Genomic DNA, 23,017 nt, shown 5'->3' on the forward strand with positions numbered 1-23,017 from the left:
ATGCCCCGGCCCGACCCGCGACGGCTCGCCGACGGCGCCCTGGTCCTCGCCGGTGCGGTCCTCGCCGGCTGGCTGCTCGACCGCCTCGGCGTCCCGTCGGGCGGGCTGTTCGGCGGGCTGCTCGCCGGGCTGGTGCGCGGCCTGGGCGGGCGCCGGCCGCTCGACGTGCCGCGGGCGGCGACGGCCGCGGCGCAGTCGGTCGTCGGCGTCTCGATCGGCTCGCTGGTCGACCCCGACACCCTCGCCGCGATCGGCGAGGAGTGGCTGCCGGTGCTGCTGGTCACCGTGGCCACCCTGCTGCTCACCGTCGCCGCCGGGCTGCTGCTGCGGCTGCAGCCGGGGATCAGTCCGGTGACCGGGGCGTTCGCGATGATCGCCGGCGGCGCCTCGGGCATCACCGCGATGGCCCGCGACCTCGGTGCCGACGACCGGATGGTCGCCGTCCTGCAGTACCTGCGGGTGCTGCTCATCGTCGTCGCGATGCCGGTGGTCGCGACGACGGTCTACGGGGCCGACCCCGCTGCCGGGGGCGCCGTCGTCGAGGTGACCGGGCCCGGCTGGCCGGCCGGGCTGGTGTTCACCGTCGCCTGCGCGGTGGCCGGCGGGTGGCTGGCCCGGCGGGTGCGGCTGCCGGTGCCGGCACTGCTGGGCCCGCTGCTCCTCGCCGCCGCGGCCGACCTCGGCGGGCTCTCCGGTGGGGCCGCCGTGCCCGGGCCGGTCGAGGCGGCGGCCTTCGTGCTCATCGGCCTGCAGGTGGGCCTGCGGTTCACCGTGGCCAGCCTGCGCACCGTCGGCCGGGCGCTGCTGCCGGCGCTGGCGGTGATCGTCGGCCTCGTCGTCGCCTGTGCCGGGCTGGGCGTCGTCCTCTCGGCGGCCACCGGCGTGACCAGGCTCGATGCCTACTTGGCGACGACGCCCGGCGGGCTCTACGCGGTGCTGGCCACGGCCACCGGCACGGGGGCCGACGCCACCTTCGTCCTCGCCGTCCAGGTGTTGCGGCTGTTCGTCATGCTGCTCAGCGCTCCGCTGGTGGCCCGACGTCTGGGGCGCCGGGAGGACTGATCCCGTCGTCCGGGCGCCTACCCTCGACCGGGTGAGCGCAGCCAGGAGGGGGAGCGACCTGTCCGACGTCGAGCCGTCCGGGGTGCCCGAGCGAGTGGGTCAGGAGGACGCCCAGGACACCGTGCTGCTCTTCGTGGGCGGCCCGCTCGACGGGCGGGTCGAGGTCCGCGCCGCCCGCCACGGCGACCCGCTGCCCACGGTCACCCACGTGCACCTGCACGACGGCCCCAAGGTCGTCTCCCGCTACGACCTGCACCCGCTGCCCGGGCAGACCGGGGTCTACCACCTGCGCCCGCCGGTGCGGCAGGTGGCGCGGGACGAGTCCGCGGCCGACTGACGGCTGTTCGCCTGGGCCGGTGACCGCCGGCACCGGCGCCCGCGGCGGCCGGACCGGTCACCAGCCCTGGGTGCGGCGGGCGGCGGTGACCACCCGGTCGAACACCTCCCGGTCCAGCGCGGCGCCCTCCCGCCGGACCCGCCCGGGGTCGAGCACCAGCAGCCGGTCGAGCCGGACCTCGCTCGGCCGGTGGCGGCTGTCCCACCCGCCGGTGCCGACGTCCATCCAGGTCCGCCCGTGGCGGGCCTCGTCGGCGGCGTCGCGGTCGTGGTCCTGGCTGCTCAGCGCCAGCCCGACCAGCTCGTCGCCGCGCCGGCCGAGCACCAGCACCGGGCGGTCCTTGCCGCGGCCGTCCCCCTCGTCGAAGGGCACCCAGGCCCACACGACCTCGCCGGGGTCGGGCCGGCCGTCGGCGCGGGGCCGGTAGGCGACGTCGATGCCGGCGGGCGCCGAAGCGGCCGGACGCCCCGCCGGGGGACGGGACCGGGGCGCGGCGGCACGCACCAGCCGGACGAGGGTGTCCACGAGACGGCGCGGGCGGTCCATCCCCGCACCGTACGGACCGGCGCGGCCCGGCGAGGTGCCGGCGACGGCCCGGGAGGTCCCGCTCGTCCCGTTCGTCACACCAGTACCAATTCGTGTCGGTACCGGTTCAGGTGGCCCTCGCGCGGGCACCATCGTCGCCACGGGGCACAGGGCGTGGGTCGCCGGCGCCCCGGGAGAGGGGGCTCCCATGACCTCGGCCCAGCCCGTGATCCCGACCGGTCCGCGTCCGCGGGAGGTGCGGGCGAGCGTCCTCGCCGCGTTCCAGCTCGTCGAGGACGCCCGCTACCTGGGCACCGGACGCGGTCCCCGGCGCCGCCGCGCCCGCCGCGTCACCGAGCGCACCATCGCCTACCGCCGGCTGGCGCGCGACGTCCGTCTCGGCTGACGGTCCCCGCCGCGGGCCGGCGTCAGGTGACGCAGAACTCGTTGCCCTCGGGGTCGGCGAGCGTCACCCACTCGGAGGGGCCCTGCGCCCCGCGCCACAGCTCGGTGGCGCCCGCGCCGACCAGCCGGGCGACCTCGGCCTCCCGCCGCTCCGCGCCCACCCGCAGGTCCAGGTGCAGCCGGTTCTTGACGGTCTTCGCCTCCGGCACCCGCTGGAACAGCACCCGCGGCCGGTGCGGGTCCGGTGAGGTGATCGCCGCGCCGACCGCCCACACCAGCGCACCACGGTGGGTGGTGGTGTCGCTCTCGGCGGCGGCGCCGGTGTCGACCATCCGCCGGATGAACGCCTCATCCTGCCGCTCCACCTGCCACCCCAGCGCCTCGGCCCACCAGTCGGCCAGGGCGTGCGGGTCGGCGGCGTCGATCACCACCTGGAAGTCGGTCGCCATGGCCGCAGCCTGGCACCGGCCACCGACAGGTCAGAGCTCCAGGGCCAGCTCCGCGCGGATCGTCGCGTCGTCGGGCAGCGGCGTCTCCAGCCGGCAGTGGTCGCGGATCATGACGCCGAACGGCGGCAGGGCCGAGCGCTCCACCCGCGCGGCCGGGTCCCACAGGCCCGAGCGCATGACCGCCTTGGCGCACTGCAGGTAGGCCCGCTGCACGGTGACCACGAGCACCGAGCGGGGCGCCCGGCCGAACTCGGTGAGGTCGACGTCGAGGGCGTCGGCGGCCACCACCTCGGCGGCGCCGAACACCTTGAGGGTCTCCTCGACGCCCGGCACGAGGAACAGCAGCGCCACCTGCGGGTTGGCCGCCACGTTGCGCAGGCTGTCGAGCCGGTTGTTGCCCTGCCGGTCGGGCAGCGCCAGGCGGTGCTCGTCGAGCACCCTGACGAAGCCCGGGTCGCCGCCGCGGGGGGAGACCTCCGGTGCGCCGGCGGCGTCGGCGGTCGACAGCACCGCGAACGGGGCCAGCTCGACGAAGGCGCGGCAGTGGGCGTCGAGGTGGTCGACCTCCTTGTCCATCACCAGTTGCGAGGGCGGCCGGTAGGACGCCAGGACGGGGTCGGGGGAGCCGTCGGCCTGCACGGGGGGACGGTAGCCCCCGCTACCGTCCCCGGACGTGTCCGTGTCCTGGAGCTTCCCCGGTCCGCTTCGTCGAGTGCGACCAGCAGGGGGTGGTGTTCAACGCCCACTACCTGGTCTGGGCCGACGAGGCGTCGATGGTGTGGTGGTCCTCGGCCGGGCTGCCGTGGGACGACCTGGTGACCCGGGCCGACCCGGTGGTCAAGGCCAGCGCGCTGGAGTGGTCCGCGCCGGCCCGCTGGGGCGACACGGTCACCGTCGACGCCCGGACCGAGCGGCTGGGCCGCACCAGCGTCACCGTGCGGTTCACCGTCCGCGTGGGCGAGCGGGTGTGCTGCGTCGTCCGGAACACCTACGTCGCCACCGTGGGCGGCGCCGCCGTGCCGTGGCCCGACGACGTCCGGGCCCGGCTGGAGGCGGTCAGCGCGGGCTGAGCCCGGCGCCCGGCGGCAGCAGCGGCAGGCCGTCCGGCGGCCCCTGCTCGACCAGCCGCCACAGCGCGCCGGTGTCGGCGTGCTCGGCCACCAGGTCGCCCAGGGCGTCCAGCCGCTGCTCGCGCACCGCGGCGAAGGAGGTCCCCGGCGCCGGGACGAAGCGCCGTCCGGCCGCCCGCGCCACCTCGGCGAGGAACGCCCGCCGGAACCCGTCGTTCTCCAGCGCGCCGTGCCAGGTGGTGCCCCACACCGGCCCGGCGCGGCCGCCGTCGAGGAACGGCTCGGCGCCGGCCTCGTCGTAGGTGACCACCCCGTGGTGGATCTCGTAGCCGCGCACCGGGTGCCCCAGCGCCTCCCCGGCCGGGCGGCCGAGCGTCTTCGCCCGCGCGAACCGGACGTCGGCCGGGAGCAGCCCGAGCCCGGCGACGGCGCCGGCCCGCGACTCGACGTCGTCGGTGATGGTGCGGGCCAGCATCTGGTGCCCGCCGCAGATGCCGAGCACCGGCCGACCCTCGGCCGCCCGCCGGGTCACCGCGTCGGCCAGCCCGGTGGCGCGCAGCCAGCCGAGGTCGGCCACCGTCGCCCGGCTGCCGGGCAGGACCAGCAGGTCGGCGTCGGCGGCCTCCTCGGGGCGGGTGACGAAGCGGACCAGGACGCCGGGCTCGGCGGCCAGCGCGTCGACGTCGGTGGAGTTGGACAGGCGGGGCAGCCGGGCGACGGCCACCCGCAGCACGTCCTCGCCGTGGGGCGGGCCGGCGGAGGAGACGCCGGTGGGGATGCCCAGGGAGTCCTCGACGTCGAGCGCCGCGCCGGGCAGCCACGGCAGGACGCCGAGGGTCGGCCGCCCGGTGAGCGCCGCCAGCCGGTCGAGGCCGGGCGCCAGCAGCCGGACGTCGCCGCGGAACTTGTTGACGAGGAACCCGGCGACCAGCCGCTGGTCGCCCGGCGGCATGAGCGCCACCGTGCCGTAGAGCGCCGGGAAGACCCCGCCGCGGTCGATGTCGCCGACGACGACCACCGGCAGCCCCGCGGCGGTGGCCAGCCCCATGTTGGCGATGTCGTCGGCCCGCAGGTTGATCTCGGTGGGGGAGCCGGCGCCCTCGCAGACGACGACGTCGAAGCGGGCGCGCAGGTCGGCCAGGCAGCTGAGCACCTGCTCGAGCAGCGCCGCCTTCATCGGCCGGTAGGACAGCGCCGTCACCTCGGCCACCGGCCGGCCCAGGACGACGACCTGGCTGGCGTCCTCCCCGCCGGGCTTGAGCAGCACCGGGTTCATCGCCGCCTCGGGCTCGACGCCGGCGGCGGCGGCCTGCATGACCTGGGCGCGGCCGATCTCGGCGCCGTCGGCGGTGACCACCGAGTTGTTGCTCATGTTCTGCGCCTTGAACGGCGCCACCCGCACGCCCTGGCGGGCCAGCCAGCGGCAGATGCCGGCGGTGACGACCGACTTGCCGGCGTCCGACGTCGTCCCGGCGACCAGCAGGGCGCCGCTCACGAGACCCCGCGCGGCGTGCCCGAGGCGGCCCTCCCCCGGCCCCAACCGGCCTTCTCCTGGCCCGACAGCTCCGCGATCGCCTCCATGACCCGGTCGGTGACCTCGCGGCGGACCCGGTTGCTGCCGGCCTGGCCGCGGTGCTCGGGGAAGGTGAGCGGCTCGCCGAAGGTGACGGAGAAGCGGTGCGGCCGGGGCCAGCGCGAGCCCACCGGCTGGATGCGGTCGGTGCCGCGGACGCCGACGGGGACCACTGGGCAGTCGGCGGTCAGCGCCAGCCAGGCCACGCCCGTCTTGCCCCGGGCCAGGCGGCCGTCGCGGGAGCGGGTGCCCTCGGGGTAGATGCCGAAGCCGCCGCCGGCGCGCAGCACCCCGAGCGCGGTGTCCAGCGCCTCCTGGGCCGCCCGGTGCGTCTGCCGCTCGACCGGCAGCGCCCCGAGGGCGGTGAACAGGTTGCGGGTCAGCCAGCCGCCGACGCCCGGGGCGGTGAAGTACTCGGCCTTGGCCAGGTAGCCGACCCGCCGCGGCGCCGAGAGGGGGATGACCATGCTGTCGATGAACGACAGGTGGTTGCTCGCGATGATGAAGGGCCCGGTCGTCGGCACGTTGGCCCGCCCGGTGACCCGAGGCCGGAACACCAGCCAGAACAGCGGCCGCAGCACGAACCGCACGACCAGGTAGAACACGCCGGCCTCCCCTCGCTCGGACGGGGCCGGCGTCGGCGACCCCGTCCCGGTCCCGGGCATCCTCCCCCGCGGCCCCGGTCACCGGGGAGGCAGGGCGACCGGGGACGGGGAGACGGGTCAGGGCACGGGCCGGCCGGGCGGGCAGGCGTCGCGCAGGATCGCCCGGATGTCGGGGGGCAGGGTGCCGTGACCGGACGCCGAGGCGACGAGGTCGACGGCGACCTCGCGCACCTTGCGGTGGGTGTGGCTGGAGATGTGCGCGAGCAGGTCGAAGGCCACCTGGTCACCGCAGCCGGTGAGCAGCATGAGCACGCCCTTGGCCTGCTCGATCGGCGCCCGGCTGGCCATGGCCGTGCGCAGCTGCCCCACCTCGGTCTCCAGGTCGCGGATCCGGTCGTCGGCCGGCGTCGCCGGCCGCGGGACCTCGACCACCACGCCCTCGACGGCCGTCACCGCGCCGTCCGCGTCGAGCTGGGGCTCGCCGAGGAAGAGGACGGGACGGTCGGGGCCGTGCTCGCGCTGCAGCCGGACCTGCAGGCAGAAGGCCTCCGCGCCGGTCGCCGCGCCCGAGAGCGCGTCGATCGCCCGCGGCCGGTCGTCGGGGTGCAGGGCGGCGACGAGGCTCTCCGTGCACGGCCCGGGGCCCTCGAGCCCCAGTCCGTGCAGCGTGGCCATCTCCTCCGACCACTCCCACTCGCCGGTGGTGCGGTCGTAGCGCCAGCGGCCGGCCACGCGGGTGCGCCGGTTGCCCAGGGGCGTGGGCGCCGGCGGGCGGGGGAGGGGCGTGGCCGTGCGCGGGGACGGGGTGCTGTGCCGGGAGATGACACGGGACTGGGTCGACGTCATGGCGTGCTCCGGTGACGCGCGCCGGGCGGGGCCCGGGAGAGCGCCGCGCAGCCGTGTGTTCGACCATCCGCGGGATGCCGGGGTGAGCCGGCCGCTCGGAACGCCCCTGACGGTAGCCGTCCGGCGGTCCCGATGCACGCCCTCGGACCGGCTCCACGGCGTGTTCACACGACCGTGACCGGCCGGGCCGGGGAGCGCACGGGCGGGCCGGTGCGCAGTGCGGCGTCGACGGCGGCCAGCGTGGCGACGGCCGAGCGCAGCTGGTCCGGGGGCAGCGTGAACGGCAGCCGCACGTGGTCGTCGAACGCCGTCCCCGTGCCGAAGGCGCGGCCCTCGGCGAGCACCAGCCCGAGCGGCGCGGCGGCGGCGGCGAGCGCGGCCGAGCCGGGCCCGGGCGGCAGCGCGCACCAGGCCGACAGCCCGCCGGAGGGCCGCGGCGCCGACCAGTGCGGGAGCCGGGCGGCCAGCTCGGCGAGCAGCACGTCGCGGCGCTCGCGGAGCAGGGCGCGGCGGGGGGCGAGCACCTCGTCGAGGCCGCGGACGAGGACCGCGGCGGTGAGCTGGTCGAGCGCGCCGACCGAGAGCTGCCGGCGGCCGAGCGCGGCGCCCAGGGAGGCGGCCAGCGCGGCGTCGGTGCGCAGCCAGCCGATCCGCAGGCCGCCCCAGACCGCCTTGGACAGCCCGCCCACGGTCACCGTCGCCGCGTCGGGCAGGCCGGCGGCGTAGGGCGGCAGCGGCCCGTCGTCGTCGAGCCACAGCTCGGCGGTCACCTCGTCGACGACGGTGAGCACGCCCTGCTGCCACAGCGTGGCGGCCAGCCGGCGGCGGCCGGCCGCCGAGAGGCGCGCGCCGCTGGGGTTGGAGAAGTCGGGCATGAGGAAGGCCATCCGCGGGCTGCTCTGCCGGACGGCGAGGTGCGCGGCGCCCACCACCGCGTCGGGGGAGGCGGCGTCGACGGCCACGGGCACGCAGCGGCCCCCGGCGGCGGTGACCAGACCGAGCGCCCCCGGGTAGGTCGGGTGCTCGACGAGCACCCGGTCGCCGGGCTGCAGCAGCGCGTCGACGACGAGGGCGGTGGCGTCGCCGGTGCCGGCGGTGACCACGACCTGCTCGGGGTCGGTGGGCAGGCCGCGGGCGGTGTAGCGGTCGGCGATCGCGGCCCGGAGCTCCGGCAGGCCGCTGGGCGCGTAGCCGTGGCCGGCCAGGACCGCGGGCAGCCGGGCGAGGGCCCGCTCGTAGGCGGGCAGCAGCTGCGGAGCGGCCTCGGGTGCCGCGTGCGCGAGGTCGAGGACGGCGGGGTCGGTGGTCGGGGCGCTCCAGACGGGGTCGGCCGGGGGCGCCTCGACGACGGTGCCGGCGCCGTGCCGGGTGCTCGCGTGCCCCTCCTCGCGCAGCAGCCGGTAGGCCGAGGCCACGGTGACCCGGCTGACCGCCAGGGCCGCGGCCAGGTCGCGCTCGGCGGGCAGCCGCGTGCCCACCGGCAGCCGGCCGAGGGCCACCAGCTCCCGGACGCGGCGGGCCAGGCCGGCGTAGCGGGAACCGGGCAGCTCGTCGAGGGGGCCGACCAGTGCGGCCAGTTCCGCCGCGGTGGACTGCTCGCCGGGAAGTGGCATGCAGACCACCATGCCGGATTGGACTGGTCCCGTCCAGGTCCGGTGGTGCCACTGTTCGGTCATGACCCCCGGTGGAGTGCTCGTCCTGCTGTTCCTGCTCGCGCTCGGCGGCCTGTCGGTCGCCACGCTCGTCGTCGCCGTCCGCGGCGGCCGCGGCCCGGCGGACCCGCCGGCCAGCCACCCGCGGACCGACCCGGCCGGCTTCCCCGTCCTCCCGGAGCCGCGCGGCGCCCTGCACGGGCGGGGCCCGCGCACGTCCCCGGCCCGGATGCGTCCTCAGCCGCGGCGGGCCAGCCTGCTCGCCGCGGCGAGGGCCGCGGCGGCCAGCCACACCGCCCGCGACAGCCGCACGGCGCGGACGACGTCGTTGCTGCCGGGGGCCCGGCCCTCGCCCAGCACCGGCCGGTCCTCGACCCGGCTGCCGTAGACGTTGCGCCCGCCCAGCCGCAGCCCCAGCGCACCGGCCGCCGCCGCCTCGCAGCGGCCGGCGTTGGGGCTGGGGTGGGCGGCGCCGTCGCGGACCCAGACCCGCAGCGCGCCGCGCGCCGAGCCCCGGGCCAGCGGGGCGGTGGCCGCGGTGAGCGCGGCGGTCAGCCGGGCGGGCAGCCAGTTGGCGACGTCGTCGCCGCGGGCGGCGGCCCAGCCGAAGCGGGTGTGGCGCGGTGAGCGGTGGCCGACCATCGCGTCGAGCGTGTTGACCGCGCGGTACCCGAGCAGACCGGGCAGTCCGGCGAGCGCCCCCCACACCAGCGGCGCGACGGCGGCGTCGGAGGTGTTCTCCGCGACCGACTCCACGGTGGCCCGCGCCAGCTCCCCGGCGTCCAGCACGCTCGGGTCGCGCCCGGCCAGCGTGGGCAGCAGGCCGCGGGCGGCGGGCAGGTCACCGGCCTCGAGCACGCCGGCCATCGCCGTGGCGGCGCGGCCGAGGGAGGTGCCGCCCAGCACCGTCCAGGTGGCCGCGGCGACGGTGAGGGTCCGCGCCACCGGCCGGTCCCGGGTGAGGCGGGTCCCGGCCGCCCCGGCGGCGGCCGCGCCCGCCACGAGGACCGCCGCGTAGCCGGCGCCGGCGGCCCGCGAGTCCCGCCAGACCCGCCGCTCGAGCGCCGCGGCCACCGTGCCGAAACCGGCGACCGGGTGGTGCCGCCGCGGGTCGGCCAGCAGCAGGTCCGCACCCGCGCCGAGCGCCAGGCCGAGGGCGGTGGGGAGGTCCCGGCGGCCGGTCCCGCGGTGGTCGAGCACGGCGCCCATCCTGCCCAGGGCCCCCGGCGCGGACCGCGACGTGTGCACACACCGCGACCGGCCGGGCCCGCGGACGGCGGTCCGTGCACACCGTGCGCGTCGCACCGCGTCGCACCGCGTCGCACCGCGCCCTGAGCGGCCGACGCGCGCCCGGTCGGCCGCTCAGGGCGCTTCCTAGGATCGCCGCATGCGTCTGCCCGGCCGTTACGACGGCGTCGCCCGGCCGATCGTCACGTACGGCAGCGACGAGGTGCTGCACCGCCCGTGCGCGCCGGTGACCGACTTCGACGAGCGGCTGCGCCGGCTGGTGCTCGACATGTTCGCCTCGATGCGCGAGGCCGACGGGGTGGGCCTGGCGGCCAACCAGATCGGCGTCGACGCGCGGGTGTTCGTCATCGACTGCCCCGACGCCCGCGGCGAGGACGTCGTCGGCTACGTCGTGAACCCGTCGCTCACGCTGCTGCCGCCGGCCGACGGCGAACCGGCCGAGGAGGTCACCGAGGAGGGCTGCCTGTCGGTGCCGGGCCCCTACGCCGAGCTGCCGCGGGCCTTCCGCGCCCGGGTCGACGGCGTGGACGTGAGGGGGAGGCCGGTCACGATCGAGGCCACCGGCATGGCCGCGCGCTGCCTGCAGCACGAGGTCGACCACCTCGACGGCGTCGTCTACGTGGACCGGCTGCCCGAGGACCAGCGCGAGCGGCTGCTGGCGGAGGCCGCCGGGCCCGAGGGGGAGCTGCCGGCGTGAGCGGGGTCGTGACCGCGACCCCCGTCGTGGTGGTCGGGATCGGCGCCGACGGGTGGGACGGGCTGGCGCCGACGTCGCGGGCCGAGGTCGAGCGGGCCGACGTGCTGCTCGGCAGCGCCCGCCAGCTCGGCCTGGTGCCGCCGGAGGTGACCGCCGGGCGGGTGCCGTGGCCCTCGCCGCTCACCGAGGCGCTGCCCGGGCTGCTCGCGGAGCACGCCGGCCGCGCCGTGGTGGTGCTGGCCAGCGGCGACCCGATGCTGTCGGGCATCGGCACCACCCTCACCCGGCTGCTCGGCGCCGACCGCGTGCGGGTGCTGCCGGCGCCGTCGTCGGTGTCGCTGGCCTGTGCCCGGCTGGGCTGGGCGGTCGAGGACGCCGACGTGGTCAGCGTCGTCGGCCGGCCGGTGGAGCTGCTGCACCCGCACGTGCAGCCCGGGGCGCGGCTGCTGGTGCTCGGCTCCGACGGCGGCACCCCCGCGCAGGTGGCCGCGCTGCTGGCCGGCCGCGGGTACGGGCAGAGCCGGGTCACCGTCCTCGGCGGGCTCGGCGGCCCCGACGAGGAGGTGCGCACCGGGACGGCGGCCACCTGGTCGCAGCCGGCGCCCGCGCTGGTGGTCACGGCCGTCGAGTGCCGGGCCGACCGTGGCACCGCGCCGCTGCCCACCACCCCCGGCCTGCCCGACGGCGCCTACGAGTCCGACGGGCAGCTGACGAGGTCGGAGGTGCGGGCGGTCACGCTGGCCCGGCTGGCTCCCGTCCCCGGGCAGCTGCTGTGGGACGTCGGCGCGGGTGCGGGTTCGATCGGCATCGAGTGGATGCGCGCCGCCCCCACCAGCCGCGCCGTCGCCGTCGAGGCCTCCGCCGAGCGGGCCGCGCGGATCGCCCGCAACGCCGCCCGCCTCGGCGTCCCGTACCTGCGCGTCGTGCACGGGCACGCGCCCGAGGTGCTGTCCCGGCTGGGCGCGCCCGACGCGGTGTTCGTCGGCGGCGGGCTGACCACACCGCTGCTGGTCGAGACCTGCTGGGACGCGCTCCCCGCGGGCGGCCGGCTGGTGGCCAACGCCGTCACCGTCGAGAGCGAGGCGGTGCTCGCCCGGTGGCACGCCGAGGTCGGCGGGGAGCTGGTGCGCGTCGAGGTGCAGCGCGCCGAGCCGGTCGGGTCGTTCACCGGCTGGAAGCCCGCGATGCCCGTGACGATCTGGTCGGTGACCCGCTGGTGACGGTGCACTTCATCGGGGCCGGCCCGGGGGCCGCGGACCTGGTCACGCTGCGGGCGGCGCGGATCATCGCGAGCGCGCCGGTCTGCCTCTACGCCGGCGCGCTGGTGCCGCGCGAGCTCCTCGACACCGCCCCGTCCGGCGCCCGGCTGGTCGACACCGCCGACCTCGACCTCGACGCGATCACCGCCGAGCTGGTCGGCGCCCACCGGGCCGGCCTCGACGTCGCCCGGCTGCACTCCGGCGACCCGAGCGTCTACAGCGCCATGGCCGAGCAGATGCGCCGTCTCGACGCCGCCGGCGTGCCCTACGACGTCGTCCCCGGGGTCCCGGCGTTCGCGGCGGCCGCGGCGTCGCTCAAGCGGGAGCTGACCGTCCCCGGGGTGGGACAGACCGTCGTCCTCACCCGGACGTCGGCCCGGTCCACGCCGATGCCGCCGGGGGAGGAGCTGGCCGCCTACGCCGCCACCGGCGCCACGCTCGTGCTGCACCTGGCCGTGCAGCGGATCGCCGAGCTCGCGCCGCAGCTCGCCGAGCACTACGGCGACGACGGGCCGGTCGCCGTCGTCGCCCGCGCCAGCCGCGACGACGAGCTCGTCCTGCGCGGCACGCTCGCCGACATCGCCGGGCAGGTCGAGGCCGCGGGGGTGCGGCGGACGGCGGTGGTGGTCGTCGGCCCGGTGCTCACCGCGGGGCAGTTCCCCGACAGCCACCTGTACTCGACCACCCGCCCGCGATGACGGCCACGCTGCGGTCGGAGGACTCCGCTGCGGCCCCGCTGCAGGGTCCCGCCGCGAGCGTGCGAGCGGTGGAGGGCAGCGGGGTCCTCCCTCTAGGCGCGGCCGACCACGTTCCCCGCCCGGTCGATCACCACGACGTCGACCGCCACCGGCGCACCGCGCAGCACGCCGAGCGCGGTCTCCCGCGCACCGGCGGCCACCAGGTCGCCCAGCGGCACCCCGGCCGCCTGGCACTGCCGCAGCGCGTCGAGCGCGGTGTTGGCCCCGCGGACGCCCTCGACCAGCGCCGGGTCGCCGCCCGCGCCGGCCACCCGGGCGGCCAGCGAGTCGAACGACACCTGGGAGCGGCCCGAGTGCAGGTCGAGGTGGCCGTCGGCCAGCTTGGCCAGCTTCCCGATCCCGCCGGCCACGGTCAGCCGCGGCACCGGGTGGCGGCGCAGGTACTTGAGGACGGCGCCGGCGAAGTCGCCCATGTCCAGCAGCGCGTCCTCGGGCAGGCCGTGGAGCGCCTGCACCGTCGCCTCGCTGGTCGAGCCGGTGCAGCCGGCCACGTGCCGGTGCCCGGCGGCGCGGGCGACGTCGATGCCGCGGCGGATCGAGTCGATCCACGACGAGCACGAGTACGGGACGACGACGCCGGTCGTGCCCAGCACCGACAGCCCGCCGAGGATGCCCAGCCGCGGGTTCCACGTCTTCCGCGCCAGCTCCGCGCCGTTCTCGATGGACACCTCGACGACGACGTCGCCGCTGCCGCCGTACCGTGCGGCCACCGCGGCCACGTGCTCGCGGATGAACTGCCGCGGCATCGGGTTGATCGCCGGCTCGCCGACCGCCAGTGGCAGGCCGGGCTTGGTCACCGTGCCCACGCCCTCACCGGCGCGGAAGACGACGCCGCGGCCGGGCTCGCCGTGGGTCACGCACACCGACACCAGCGCGCCGTGGGTGACGTCGGGGTCGTCGCCGGCGTCCTTGACGACGCCGGCCGTGGCGGCACCGGTCGCGAGGGACTCCGTGGCCAGTGCGAAGGCCGGGTGCCGGTCGTTCGGCAGGTCGATGGTCACCGGGTCGGGGAACTCGCCGGTGAGCAGCGCGGTGTAGGCGGCGGTGGTGGCCGCCGTCGCGCACGCGCCGGTGGTCCAGCCGTGCCGCAGCCCGCCGGCGCCGTCCCTGCTCACGGGCCCATGATCCCCGGCGGCGCAGAGTGACCGGGCGGGTGGTGACCGATCGGGTGCTCGTCCTCGGCGGCACCGGCGAGGCGCGCGCACTGGCCGCGGCGCTGGTCGCCGACGGCGTCGACGTCCTCTCCAGCCTGGCCGGCCGGGTCGCCGACCCGCGGCTCCCGCGGGGGGAGGTGCGCGTCGGCGGCTTCGGCGGCGCCGACGGCCTGGCCGCCTGGCTCGCCGGGCACCGGCCGCGCGCCGTCGTCGACGCCACCCACCCCTTCGCCGCCCGGATCACCGCGAACGCCGCCGCGGCCGCCGCCCGCACCGGCATCCCGCTGCTGCGCCTGCAGCGCCCGGGCTGGACGCCCGGGTCCGGCGACCGGTGGACGTACGTGGACTCGCTGGCCGCGGCGGCCGACGCCGTCCGCGACGCCGGGACGGTCCTGCTGACGACGGGCCGGCAGGGCGTGGGCGCCTTCGCCGGGCTGACCGGCCGGGTGGTGGTGCGCTGCATCGACCCGCCCGAGGAGCCGCTGCCGGCCGGGGCGGTGCTGCTGCTGGCCCGGGGGCCGTTCACCGTGGCCGACGAGGTGGCCCTCATGCGCGGGCACGGGGTGGACGTCGTCGTCACGAAGGACTCCGGCGGCGCCATGACCGAGGCGAAGCTGGTCGCCGCCCGGCAGCTCGGGCTGCCGGTGGTGCTCGTCCGCCGCCCGCCGCTGCCCTCCGGCGCGGAGGTGGCCGCCACCGTGGCGGAGGCGCGGGCGTGGACAAACCGGTTGAGACGGACCGGTGCCGGAACGGAGACTGGCTCCTCGTGGAACCGATGACCGACCAGCAGGTGCGGCGCTCCTTCGTCAACTGCTCGAAGGGCGAGGCGAACTCCGCCACCCTCCCGCGCGACCTCGCCGACCTGCCGTGGGACGAGCTGGAGGTGCTCGGCTGGCGGGACCCCAAGGCACCGCTGCGGGGCTATCTCGTGGTGCAGCGGGAGGGCCGGCCGGTCGGCATCGCGCTGCGCGCGGCGGAGTCGCGGATGTCGGCCCGCCGCAGCGTGATGTGCCTGCTCTGCCAGTCGACGCAGTCCGGCGACGCCGTGTCGCTGTTCACCGCCCGGCGGGCGGGGGAGGCCGGCCGCAACGGCAACACGGTGGGCACCTACGTCTGCGCCGACCTCGGCTGCGCCGCGCGGGCGCGGACCGAGATCCCGCCGTGGCTGCGCGACCGCGACCCGGCCGAGGTCGGGGAGGAGCGGGCCGCCGAGCTGCGGGAGCGGGTGCACGGGTTCCTGGACGCCGTCCTGCGCTGACCTGCGCCGGGGGACCGGGCCGGGACTAGGGAGGCCCCGTCCGGGCTAGTACCGGCACGTGACCGCGCCCCCGCTGACCGACGCGCTGCAGGAGCTGCGCGACGCCGTCGCCGCCGCTCCGCTCGGTCTGGCGACCCCGTCCCGCGACGCCACGGCGCGCACCGCCCGGGCGGTGGTCGACCAGGTCGACGACTACCTGCTGCCGCGGCTGCGCGACCTCGACGCGCCGCTGCTCGCGGTGGTCGGCGGCTCGACCGGCGCGGGCAAGTCCACGCTGGTCAACAGCGTGCTGGGCGCCCGGGTCACCACGCCCGGCGTGCTGCGGCCGACCACCCGGGCACCCGTGCTCGTGTGCTCACCGGTCGACCGCGCGGCCTTCTCCGGTGACCGCGTCCTGCCCGGCCTGGCCCGCACGACCGGCGAGGGCGCCGCCGCCGGCGACGTGGCCGGCGGGCTGCGGCTGGTGGCCAGCGAGGCGCTGCCCGCGGGGCTGGCGCTGATCGACGCCCCCGACGTCGACTCGGTGGTGGAGGCCAACCGCGACCTCGCCGGGCAGCTGCTGTCGGCCGCTGACCTGTGGGTCTTCGTGACGACGGCGGCCCGCTACGCCGACGCCGTCCCCTGGGACCTGCTGCGGACGGCGCAGGAGCGCGGCACCGCGCTGGCCGTCGTCCTCGACCGGACGCCCCCCGAGGCGGTGACCGAGGTGGCCGCCGACCTCGCCGCGATGCTGCAGCGCGGCGGCCTGGGCAGCGCCCGGCTCTTCGTCGTCGAGGAGCGGCCGCTGGTCGACGGGTTCCTGCCCGAGGACCAGGTCGCCCCGCTGCGCGACTGGCTGCGCGGGCTGGCCGCCGACCAGGAGCAGCGTGCCGCCGTCGTCCGCCAGACGCTGGCCGGCGCACTGGAGAGCCTCGACGGGCGGGTCGCCGGCGTGGCCGCGGGCGTCGACGAGCAGGCCGCCGCGGCCAACGCGCTTCGGTCGGCCGCGGACGCCGCCTACGACGGGGCGCGGGACGCGGTCAGCGAGGGCGTGGGCAACGGCAGCCTGCTGCGGGGGGAGGTGCTGGCCCGCTGGCAGGACTTCGTCGGCACCGGTGAGTGGATGCGCTCGCTGCAGACGCAGGTGGGCCGGCTGCGCGACCGGCTCGCCGCCGCGCTGACCGGCCGGCCGACGTCGTCGGACTCGCTGCAGGGCGCGCTGGAGTCCGGCGTGGAGACGCTGCTGCGGGCCGAGGCCGACCGGGCCGCCGACCGCACGGTGACCGCCTGGCGGGCGCTGCCCGGCGGACCCGGCCTGCTGGCCGGCCGCGAGGAGGACCTCGGCGGCGTCTCGCCGGACTTCGCGCCCGTCGCGGCCGAGGAGGTGCGCGACTGGCAGGGGTACGTGCTGGAGCTGGTCCGCGAGGAGGGCGCCGGCAAGCGATCGCAGGCGCGGCTGCTGTCGTGGGGCGTCAACGGGGCCGGCGCGGTGGTGATGGTCGCCGTCTTCGCCTCGACGGCGGGGCTGTCGGGCGCGGAGCTGGCCATCGCCGGCGGGACGACGGCGGTCGGGCAGCGGGTGCTCGAGGCGGTGTTCGGCGACGCCGCGGTGCGCTCCCTGGCCACCCGGGCCCGCGAGGACCTCGACGCGCGCGCCGACCGGCTGCTGCGCTGGGAGGAGGACCGCTTCGAGGACCTGCTGGCCGAGGCGGCACCCGCCGACGACGCCGCCGACCGGCTGCGCGCCGCCGTCGCCGCCCTGACCGCCGCGCGCAGGGCCGCCGCGTGAGGGCCCGCGAGCTCTCGCTCGCCGACCGGCTGGCCGCGCTGCGCGAGGCCGTCGGGGTGGCCGAGGGACGGCTGGAGGTGCCCGAGGTGGGCACCGCGCGCTCCCTGTTGGCCAAGGCCGGGGCCCGCGAGGCCCTCGGTGACGCGACCGTCGTGGCGCTGGCCGGGGCCACCGGCAGCGGGAAGTCCACGCTGTTCAACGCGCTGTCGGGGGCCGAGGTGAGCACGCCGGGGGTGCGGCGGCCGACCACCGGCGTCGCGCACGCCAGCGTGTGGGGGGAGCACGGCGCCGACCGGCTGCTCGACTGGCTGGAGGTGCCGCGCCGGCACCGGGTGGACGACCCCGACCCGGCGCTCGACGGCCTGGTGCTGCTCGACCTGCCCGACCACGACAGCGTGCGGCTGGAGAACCGGCTCGAGGTCGACCGGCTGGTGCAGCTGGTCGACGTCCTGGTGTGGGTGCTCGACCCGCAGAAGTACGCCGACGACGCCGTCCACACCCGCTACCTCGCGCCGCTGGCCGGCCACTCCGGGGTGCTGCTCGTGGTGCTCAACCAGGTCGACCGGCTCGACGAGGCGGCCGCCGCCGCGTGCCTGGCCGACCTGCGCCGGCTGCTCGACGAGGAGGGGCTGGCCGGGACGCCGGTGCTGCTCACCGCGGCGCGCACCGGCCTGGGCCTGCCCGAGCTGCGCCGTGAGCTGGCCCGCCGGGTGGGGGCCCGCAAGGCGGCCACCGACCGGCTCACCGCCGACGCCCGGGCCGCGGCCGGCGCCCTGGCCGCGCACTGCGCTCCCGACGCCGGCCGCGACCGCGGTCCCGACCGGGCCGCGCGCGAGGAGCTCACCGGGGCCCTCGCCGACGCCGCCGGGGTGCCGGCCGTGGTGGCCGCCGTCGAGCGCTCGGCCCGCCGCAGCGGGGTCGCGCACACCGGCTGGCCGGTGCTGCGCTGGACGTCGAAGCTGCGCGCCGACCCGCTGGGCCGGCTGCACCTGGGCGACGAGCGGGTGCGCACCTCGCTGCCGGAGGCCGGGGCGGTGCAGCGGGCCGGCATGGACGCGGCGCTTCGCCGGGCCCGGGACGACGCCGGGCGGGGGCTGCCGCAGGCCTGGCGCGACGAGCTGCGCCGGACGTCGGAGGACACCGGGGAGCGGCTGGCCGACCGGCTCGACCGCGCCGTCGCCGGCACCGACCTCGGCCCGGACCGCACGCCGCTGTGGCAGCGCGCCGTCGGCGGCCTGCAGTGGCTGCTGGCGCTGACCGCGCTGGTCGGGGCGCTGTGGCTGCTGGCGCTGGCCGGGCTCGGGCTGCTGCAGCTCGACGACGTCGTCCCGCTGCCGCGCGTGCAGGGGATCCCGCTGCCCACGCTGCTGCTGGTCGGCGGGCTGCTGGCCGGGTTGCTGCTGGCGCTGGTCTGCCGGCCTCTGGTCGCCGCCGGGGCCAGACGCCGGGCGCGGACGGCGCGGAAGCGGCTCACCGCCCGGATCGGGGAGGTGGCCGACGAGGAGGTGCTGGCGCCGCTGGCCGAGGCGCGGGCCGACCACGACCGCTACTGCGCGGCGGTGGGCCGCGCCCGGTCCTGAGGTGGCGCCGGCGGGCGTGGACGCCGGCTGCGCCCGGAGGGGCCGACCCGTCGAGCACCGGGCGACCTCTCGCCCGAGCCCTCCCGCCGGCGGCCTGGCCGGAAACCCGCTTGCCCCGGCCGGGCCGGGTGTGGGCTCGTACTGTCCGTGGCTGACGTGCAGGGCTCGTACGACGACCTGTTCACCGCGGTGCCGACTGTGCTGGCCGGCTTCCTGGACGAGGGGGACGTGGGCGGGTCGGTGTCGGTCGTCGTGGACGGTGAGCCGGTGGTGGACGTCTGGGGTGGCTTTGCCGACGGGGTCCGCACGGTCCCGTGGCAGGAGGACACCCTGACCAACGTCTGGTCGGTCACCAAGACCATGACGGCACTGTGTGCGCTGGTCCTCGCCGACCGCGGCGACCTCGATCTCGCCGCACCGGTCGGCCGGTACTGGCCCGAGTTCGCGGCGGCCGGCAAGGACGAGGTGTTGGTGCGGCACGTGCTCTCGCACTCCGCGGGCCTGCCCGACTGGACCGGGCCCATCGAGGACCTGTACGACTGGCCGGCCGCCACGGCACGTCTGGCCGCGCAGGCCCTGCGGTGGGAACCGGGGAGCGCGGTCGGGTACCACTCGCTCACCCAGGGGTTCCTCGTGGGTGAGGTCGTCCGCCGGATCACCGGCCGCAGCGTCGGTGAGTTCTTCGAGGAGCAGGTGGCCGGACCGCTGGGTGCGGACTTCCACATCGGACTCCCCGCCGAGCACGACCACCGGGTGGCGCGGAGCGTCCCGCCGGCGGGACGGGACGAGGAGCACGTCGCGAGCGCCGGCGGCAGCACCCCCACCGCTACCGCCGGTACCCCGGTGCGGGTCCGAGACGGGAACAGCGTGGCCTGGCGCCGTGCCCAGATCCCCGCGGCGAGCGGCTTCGGCAACGCCCGCTCGGTCGCCCTCGTGCAGTCGGTGGTGGCCTGCGGGGGAGAGGTGCGCGGGGTGCGCCTGCTGTCGCGGGCCGGCTGTGACCGTGCCCGCGAGGAGCAGGTGCGCGGCGAGGACCGCATCCTCGGCATGCCGGTCCGGTACGGGCTGGGCTACGGGCTGTTCGGCACCACCCTGGGGTGGGGCGGTTGGGGCGGCTCCCTGGTCGTGCTCGATCCCGACAGCCGCATGACGGTGGCCTACGTGACGAACCAGATGCGCGAACCCGCAGACGACGACCGGGGACTGGAGCTCGTGATGGCCGCCTACGACGGGCTCGCCGGCCTCCGGGCGTGATCCGAGCGGCACGGCCTCGCCCGCAGAGGCCGTTCTGCCGCGTCCTCCGTCGGGGCGTCCCGACGGATCGCCCGGGGTCGGCAGGCCGGCATCTCGGTGCTTCGACCGTCAGGCGGCCAGCGGTTCCGCGGACTCCTCGGCCGGGACGGCGGCGGGGGCGCGGCCCGCCAGCCGCAGCCCGACCGCCGCGGCGACGGCGAGCACGATGACGACGGCGCCGTAGACCTCGGCGGCCACCTCCAGCCCGACGGCGCCCGCGGCGATGCCGGCCGCGATGGCCGGGATGCTGAAGCCGAGGTAGCCGACCACGAAGATGCTCGACAGCAGCCCCGCCCGGCGGCCCGGGGCGACCCCGGCGGTGACGGTGGCGACCGCGCCGAGGAAGGCCGCGCCGAACCCGAGGCCGGCGGCACCGGCGGAGACGAAGAACAGCCAGGCGGCGCCGGTGACCAGCGAGACCAGCAGCGCACCGACGGCGACGACGAAGAGCAGGCAGCCCCCGGCCATGGCCCGGCGCGGCGCGAGGTCGCGGGCCAGCACGCCGCCGGCGGCCGCGGCGCCCTGCATGCAGAGGATCAGCAGGCTGCCGACCAGGTGGTCGGTGAGGCCGAAGACGCCGGCGGTCAGCGACGGGCCGAGGGAGAGCACCAGCCCGCCCATCGCCCACAGCGCCACCAGGCACGGGACGGCGACGAGGAACGGCCGCCGCTGCGCGCGGGGCACCTCGACCTGCGGGCGCAGGGAGGCCAGCGCGCCGGGCAGCCGCGGCGAGGACTCCGGCAGCGCGTACGCCAGGCCCGCGCCGAGCACGAAGACGACGGTGAGCACGCCGAACACCCAGGGCTGCGGCTCGGCGACGGCCTCGATGGCCAGGCCGGCGCCGACCGCGCCCAGGGAGAGGCCCAGGCCGGGGGAGACGCTGTTGACCAGCGGCCCCAGCGGGCGGTCACCGCGCTGGAGGTCGAGCAGCGCGGCGCCCATGGTGCCGGTGAGCGCACCGGTGGACAGCCCCTGCAGCACGCGCGCAGCGAGCAGCCAGCCGACGCCGTCGGCGGCGAGGAAGACCACCATCGCCACCGCCTGCAGCAGCAGCCCGCCGGCCAGCACCGGCCGCCGTCCCACGTGGTCGGACAGCCCGCCCACCACGAGCAGCGAGGCGAGCAGGGCGAAGGCGTAGATGCCGAAGACCAGCGTCAGGACGCCGGGGCCGAACCCGAACTGCTCCTGGTAGACGCGGTAGAGCGGCGAGGGGACGCCGGAGGCGGCCAACACCAGCACCAGCAGCACGGCCACCGACCAGAACGCGGCCGGGCGGGAGAGTCGGTCGGTCGGCACGACCGTTGCCAAGGCCATCGACCGGCCCGGCATTCCCTCAGGCCGGGTACCGGCGGGGCGTGTACACCTGCCCGGACGGCGTCACCCGCGTCTGCGACGACCCGACGAGCACCAGGCAGCGCATGTCGACCGTCTCCGGGTCGAGCTCGCCGAGCGTGGTGACGACGACGGACTCCTGCGGCCCGCCGACGTCGCGGCCGACGACCACCACCGTGTCGGGCTTGCGCACCTCGCGCAGCGCGGTCAGCGCCTCGCCGAGCTGGTGCGGGCGCGCCCTGGACCGCGGGTTGTACAGCGCGACCACCAGGTCGGCGGCCGCGGCATGGCGCAGCCGGTCGAGGACGACGTCGAACGGCTTGAGGACGTCGGAGAGGCTGATCACGGCGAAGTCGTGCCCGAGCGGCGCCCCGACCCGCGAGGCCACCGCCTGCGCCGCGGTCAGCCCCGGCAGCACCCGCACCGGGACCCCGGCGTGCTCCGGCCGGGCCGCGACCTCCAGCACCGCGGCGGCCATCGCGAACACGCCCGGGTCGCCGCTGGAGACCACCGCGACCCGCCGTCCGGCCCGGGCCAGCTCCAGCGCGTGCGCGGCCCGCTCGGCCTCCACCCGGTTGTCGCTGGGGTGGCGGGTCTGCCGCGGGTTGGCCGGCACCCGGTCGAGGTAGGGGCCGTAGCCGACCAGGTCGTCGGCGCAGGCGAGCGCGTCGGCGGCCTCCGGCGTCGTCCAGCACCGGTCGCCCGGGCCCAGGCCCACCAGCACGACCTCCCCGGTGCGCGCCTCGTCGTCCCGGGGCGCGGGCACGTTCCCCGGCCCGGTCAGCGGGCTGGGCAGCAGCGCGAGGGAGAAGTAGGGGACCGTCTCGGGGTCGACGTCGGCCAGCGGCATCGTGCGCTGCCGGTCGCTGCTCGCGCGCTCGACGTAGAGGGCGCGGTCGAGCACCCCGGCGGCGTCGAACGCCTCGCGCACGCCGCCGAACGTGCGGCCCAGCTTCAGCACGGCGGCGGAGTCGGTGGTGGCCAGCCACTCGGCGAGCTCCTCCACCGGCAGCGTGCCCGGCAGCACGGTGAGCACCTCGTCGCGCTCCACCAGCGGCCGGCCGACCGCCGCGGCGGCGCCGCTGACGCTGGTCACGCCGGGCACGACCTCGGTCGGGTAGCGGTGCGCGAGCCGCTTGTGCATGTGCATGTAGGACCCGTAGAAGAACGGGTCGCCCTCGGCGAGGACGACGACGTCGCGGCCGGCGTCGAGGTGCGCGGCCAGCCGGGCCGCGGCCGCCTCGTAGAACTCGTCGATCGCGCCCTGGTAGCCGCCGGGGTGGTCGGTGGTCTCGGTGGTGACCGGGTAGACCAGCAGCTCCTCGACCTGCCCCTGGCGCAGGTAGGGGGCGGCCACCGCGCGGGCGACCGAGCGGCCGTGCCGGGCGGCGTGGAAGGCGACGACGTCGGCGGCGGCGATCAGCCGGGCGGCCTTGACCGTGACCAGCTCGGGGTCGCCGGGGCCCAGGCCCACCCCGTAGAGGCGGCCGGTCACTCGACGTCGCTCGCGATCGCGTTGACGGCGCCGGCGGTGATGGCGCTGCCGCCCCGCCGTCCGCGCACGACCAGGAACTCCAGGTCGGAGGCGGCCAGCGCCTCCTTGGACTCCGCGGCGCCGATGAACCCGACCGGGATGCCCAGGACGGCGGCCGGCCGCGGCGCGCCCGCGGCGACCATCTGCAGCAGGTGGAACAGCGCGGTCGGGGCGTTGCCGATGGCGACGACGGCGCCCTCGAGGCGGTCGCGCCACAGCTCCAGCGCCGCGGCGGTGCGGGTGGTGCCCAGGTCGGCGGCCAGCGCCGGCACCCGCGGGTCGCCCAGCGTGCAGACGACGTCGTTGTCCTTCGGCAGCCGCCGCCGCGTCACGCCGGAGGCCACCATCGTCGCGTCGCACAGGACCGGGGCGCCGGCGTCGAGGGCCTCGCGGGCACGGGCGACGACGCCGGGGCTGAAGGCGACGTCGTCGACGAGGTCGACCTGCCCGCAGGCGTGGACCATGCGGACCACGACCCGGGCGACGTCGTCGGGGAGGCCGCTGAGATCCGTCTCGGCGCGGATCGTGGCGAACGACTGCCGGTAGATCTCCGCGCCGTCCTTCTCGTACTCGTACATCGGGCAGGAGGCTACGTCGCGTCCGCACCGGGTA

General features: G+C 77.8%; 23 protein-coding genes and 1 pseudogene. 12 read left to right on the forward strand and 12 right to left on the reverse strand.

All coding sequences use genetic code 11. The annotated features are described in order from the left end of the window. Together ACWIZO_RS09325 and ACWIZO_RS09330 are read left to right on the forward strand one after the other, a co-directional pair. Entirely contained in the window at positions 1 to 1,062 is a 1,062-nt protein-coding gene (locus tag ACWIZO_RS09325; RefSeq protein ID WP_448642195.1) for an AbrB family transcriptional regulator, read from the forward strand. A gap of 31 nt (positions 1,063 to 1,093) precedes the next feature. Next, positions 1,094 to 1,399, forward strand: a complete 306-nt coding sequence (locus tag ACWIZO_RS09330) for a hypothetical protein (RefSeq protein ID WP_448642196.1) — start codon at positions 1,094 to 1,096, stop codon at positions 1,397 to 1,399. A gap of 57 nt (positions 1,400 to 1,456) precedes the next feature. Here ACWIZO_RS09330 and ACWIZO_RS09335 read toward each other — a convergent pair whose 3' ends face one another. Beyond that, positions 1,457 to 1,945, reverse strand: coding sequence for a type II toxin-antitoxin system PemK/MazF family toxin (locus ACWIZO_RS09335; protein WP_448642197.1), 489 nt, complete (start codon positions 1,943 to 1,945; stop codon positions 1,457 to 1,459). Between the two features lie 187 nt (positions 1,946 to 2,132). On the opposite strand from ACWIZO_RS09335, the gene ACWIZO_RS09340 reads away from it, so the two are divergent. After that, positions 2,133 to 2,330 carry a hypothetical protein gene (locus ACWIZO_RS09340; protein WP_446758469.1) on the forward strand — a complete coding sequence of 66 codons (198 nt, stop codon included), beginning with the start codon at positions 2,133 to 2,135 and terminating at the stop codon, positions 2,328 to 2,330. A gap of 22 nt (positions 2,331 to 2,352) precedes the next feature. Here ACWIZO_RS09340 and ACWIZO_RS09345 read toward each other — a convergent pair whose 3' ends face one another. Both ACWIZO_RS09345 and ACWIZO_RS09350 read right to left on the reverse strand, forming a co-directional pair. After that, a complete protein-coding gene (locus tag ACWIZO_RS09345) occupies positions 2,353 to 2,778 on the reverse strand; it encodes a VOC family protein (protein ID WP_448642198.1) in 426 nt (141 codons plus the stop codon). Positions 2,779 to 2,808: 30 nt separating this feature from the next. Next, positions 2,809 to 3,417, reverse strand: a complete 609-nt coding sequence (locus ACWIZO_RS09350) for an MSMEG_1061 family FMN-dependent PPOX-type flavoprotein (RefSeq protein ID WP_448642199.1) — start codon at positions 3,415 to 3,417, stop codon at positions 2,809 to 2,811. A gap of 71 nt (positions 3,418 to 3,488) precedes the next feature. On the opposite strand from ACWIZO_RS09350, the pseudogene ACWIZO_RS09355 reads away from it, so the two are divergent. Beyond that, a pseudogene (locus ACWIZO_RS09355) lies at positions 3,489 to 3,848 on the forward strand (acyl-CoA thioesterase); the annotation flags it as partial. Here the strand turns inward: ACWIZO_RS09355 and ACWIZO_RS09360 are convergent. The 5 genes from ACWIZO_RS09360 to ACWIZO_RS09380 form a co-directional block, all read right to left on the reverse strand. Further along, a complete protein-coding gene (locus ACWIZO_RS09360) occupies positions 3,835 to 5,343 on the reverse strand; it encodes a cobyric acid synthase (protein ID WP_448642200.1) in 1,509 nt (502 codons plus the stop codon). The pseudogene ACWIZO_RS09355 and the gene ACWIZO_RS09360 overlap by 14 nt on opposite strands. Next, entirely contained in the window at positions 5,340 to 6,026 is a 687-nt protein-coding gene (locus ACWIZO_RS09365) for a lysophospholipid acyltransferase family protein (RefSeq protein WP_448642201.1), read from the reverse strand. Before ACWIZO_RS09365 ends, ACWIZO_RS09360 begins: the two co-directional genes overlap by 4 nt. Before the next feature lie 117 nt (positions 6,027 to 6,143). Beyond that, positions 6,144 to 6,872, reverse strand: coding sequence for an ANTAR domain-containing protein (locus ACWIZO_RS09370; RefSeq protein WP_448642202.1), 729 nt, complete (start codon positions 6,870 to 6,872; stop codon positions 6,144 to 6,146). A gap of 164 nt (positions 6,873 to 7,036) precedes the next feature. Further along, a complete protein-coding gene (gene yczR, locus ACWIZO_RS09375) occupies positions 7,037 to 8,485 on the reverse strand; it encodes a MocR-like transcription factor YczR (protein ID WP_448642203.1) in 1,449 nt (482 codons plus the stop codon). 276 nt (positions 8,486 to 8,761) lie between these two features. Further along, positions 8,762 to 9,724: a cobalamin biosynthesis protein gene (locus ACWIZO_RS09380; RefSeq protein WP_448642204.1), complete on the reverse strand. Its 963-nt coding sequence runs from the start codon at positions 9,722 to 9,724 to the stop codon at positions 8,762 to 8,764. A gap of 187 nt (positions 9,725 to 9,911) precedes the next feature. On the opposite strand from ACWIZO_RS09380, the gene def reads away from it, so the two are divergent. Genes def through cobM form a run of 3 tightly spaced genes read left to right on the forward strand, consistent with a single transcriptional unit; the run spans position 9,912 to position 12,426 of the window. Beyond that, entirely contained in the window at positions 9,912 to 10,469 is a 558-nt protein-coding gene (gene def, locus ACWIZO_RS09385) for a peptide deformylase (RefSeq protein WP_448642205.1), read from the forward strand. Then, positions 10,466 to 11,689 carry a precorrin-6y C5,15-methyltransferase (decarboxylating) subunit CbiE gene (cbiE, locus tag ACWIZO_RS09390; protein WP_448642206.1) on the forward strand — a complete coding sequence of 408 codons (1,224 nt, stop codon included), beginning with the start codon at positions 10,466 to 10,468 and terminating at the stop codon, positions 11,687 to 11,689. Before def ends, cbiE begins: the two co-directional genes overlap by 4 nt. Next, positions 11,686 to 12,426, forward strand: a complete 741-nt coding sequence (gene cobM, locus ACWIZO_RS09395; RefSeq protein ID WP_448642207.1) for a precorrin-4 C(11)-methyltransferase — start codon at positions 11,686 to 11,688, stop codon at positions 12,424 to 12,426. The genes cbiE and cobM overlap by 4 nt, the downstream gene beginning before the upstream one ends. Before the next feature lie 92 nt (positions 12,427 to 12,518). Here the strand turns inward: cobM and ACWIZO_RS09400 are convergent, their stop codons facing one another. Then, the gene (locus ACWIZO_RS09400; protein WP_448642208.1) at positions 12,519 to 13,601 is read right to left on the reverse strand and encodes a cobalt-precorrin-5B (C(1))-methyltransferase; all 1,083 of its coding nucleotides are present in this window, start codon (positions 13,599 to 13,601) and stop codon (positions 12,519 to 12,521) included. Between the two features lie 41 nt (positions 13,602 to 13,642). On the opposite strand from ACWIZO_RS09400, the gene ACWIZO_RS09405 reads away from it, so the two are divergent. From ACWIZO_RS09405 to ACWIZO_RS09425, 5 genes are all read left to right on the forward strand, one after another. Then, complete coding sequence (locus ACWIZO_RS09405) at positions 13,643 to 14,419, forward strand: cobalt-precorrin-6A reductase (protein WP_448642209.1); 777 nt, start codon at positions 13,643 to 13,645, stop codon at positions 14,417 to 14,419. Further along, a complete protein-coding gene (locus ACWIZO_RS09410) occupies positions 14,416 to 14,898 on the forward strand; it encodes an FBP domain-containing protein (RefSeq protein ID WP_448642210.1) in 483 nt (160 codons plus the stop codon). Before ACWIZO_RS09405 ends, ACWIZO_RS09410 begins: the two co-directional genes overlap by 4 nt. Before the next feature lie 58 nt (positions 14,899 to 14,956). Further along, a complete protein-coding gene (locus ACWIZO_RS09415) occupies positions 14,957 to 16,666 on the forward strand; it encodes an ABC transporter (protein ID WP_448642211.1) in 1,710 nt (569 codons plus the stop codon). Further along, the gene (locus ACWIZO_RS09420) at positions 16,663 to 18,246 is read left to right on the forward strand and encodes a GTPase (protein WP_448642212.1); all 1,584 of its coding nucleotides are present in this window, start codon (positions 16,663 to 16,665) and stop codon (positions 18,244 to 18,246) included. The genes ACWIZO_RS09415 and ACWIZO_RS09420 overlap by 4 nt, the downstream gene beginning before the upstream one ends. A 147-nt stretch (positions 18,247 to 18,393) precedes the next feature. After that, positions 18,394 to 19,500, forward strand: coding sequence for a serine hydrolase domain-containing protein (locus ACWIZO_RS09425; RefSeq protein WP_448642213.1), 1,107 nt, complete (start codon positions 18,394 to 18,396; stop codon positions 19,498 to 19,500). A gap of 108 nt (positions 19,501 to 19,608) precedes the next feature. Here ACWIZO_RS09425 and ACWIZO_RS09430 read toward each other — a convergent pair whose 3' ends face one another. The 3 genes from ACWIZO_RS09430 to ACWIZO_RS09440 are packed head-to-tail and all read right to left on the reverse strand — an operon-like array spanning position 19,609 to position 22,983. Continuing rightward, positions 19,609 to 20,835, reverse strand: a complete 1,227-nt coding sequence (locus ACWIZO_RS09430; RefSeq protein ID WP_448642214.1) for an MFS transporter — start codon at positions 20,833 to 20,835, stop codon at positions 19,609 to 19,611. A gap of 37 nt (positions 20,836 to 20,872) precedes the next feature. Further along, the gene (locus ACWIZO_RS09435; protein ID WP_448642215.1) at positions 20,873 to 22,366 is read right to left on the reverse strand and encodes a precorrin-2 C(20)-methyltransferase; all 1,494 of its coding nucleotides are present in this window, start codon (positions 22,364 to 22,366) and stop codon (positions 20,873 to 20,875) included. After that, on the reverse strand, positions 22,363 to 22,983 hold the full coding sequence (locus ACWIZO_RS09440) for a precorrin-8X methylmutase (protein WP_448642216.1): 621 nt from the start codon (positions 22,981 to 22,983) through the stop codon (positions 22,363 to 22,365). Before ACWIZO_RS09440 ends, ACWIZO_RS09435 begins: the two co-directional genes overlap by 4 nt. Between the last annotated feature and the right edge of the window lie 34 nt (positions 22,984 to 23,017).

This window comes from Geodermatophilus sp. URMC 63 (assembly GCF_053502565.1).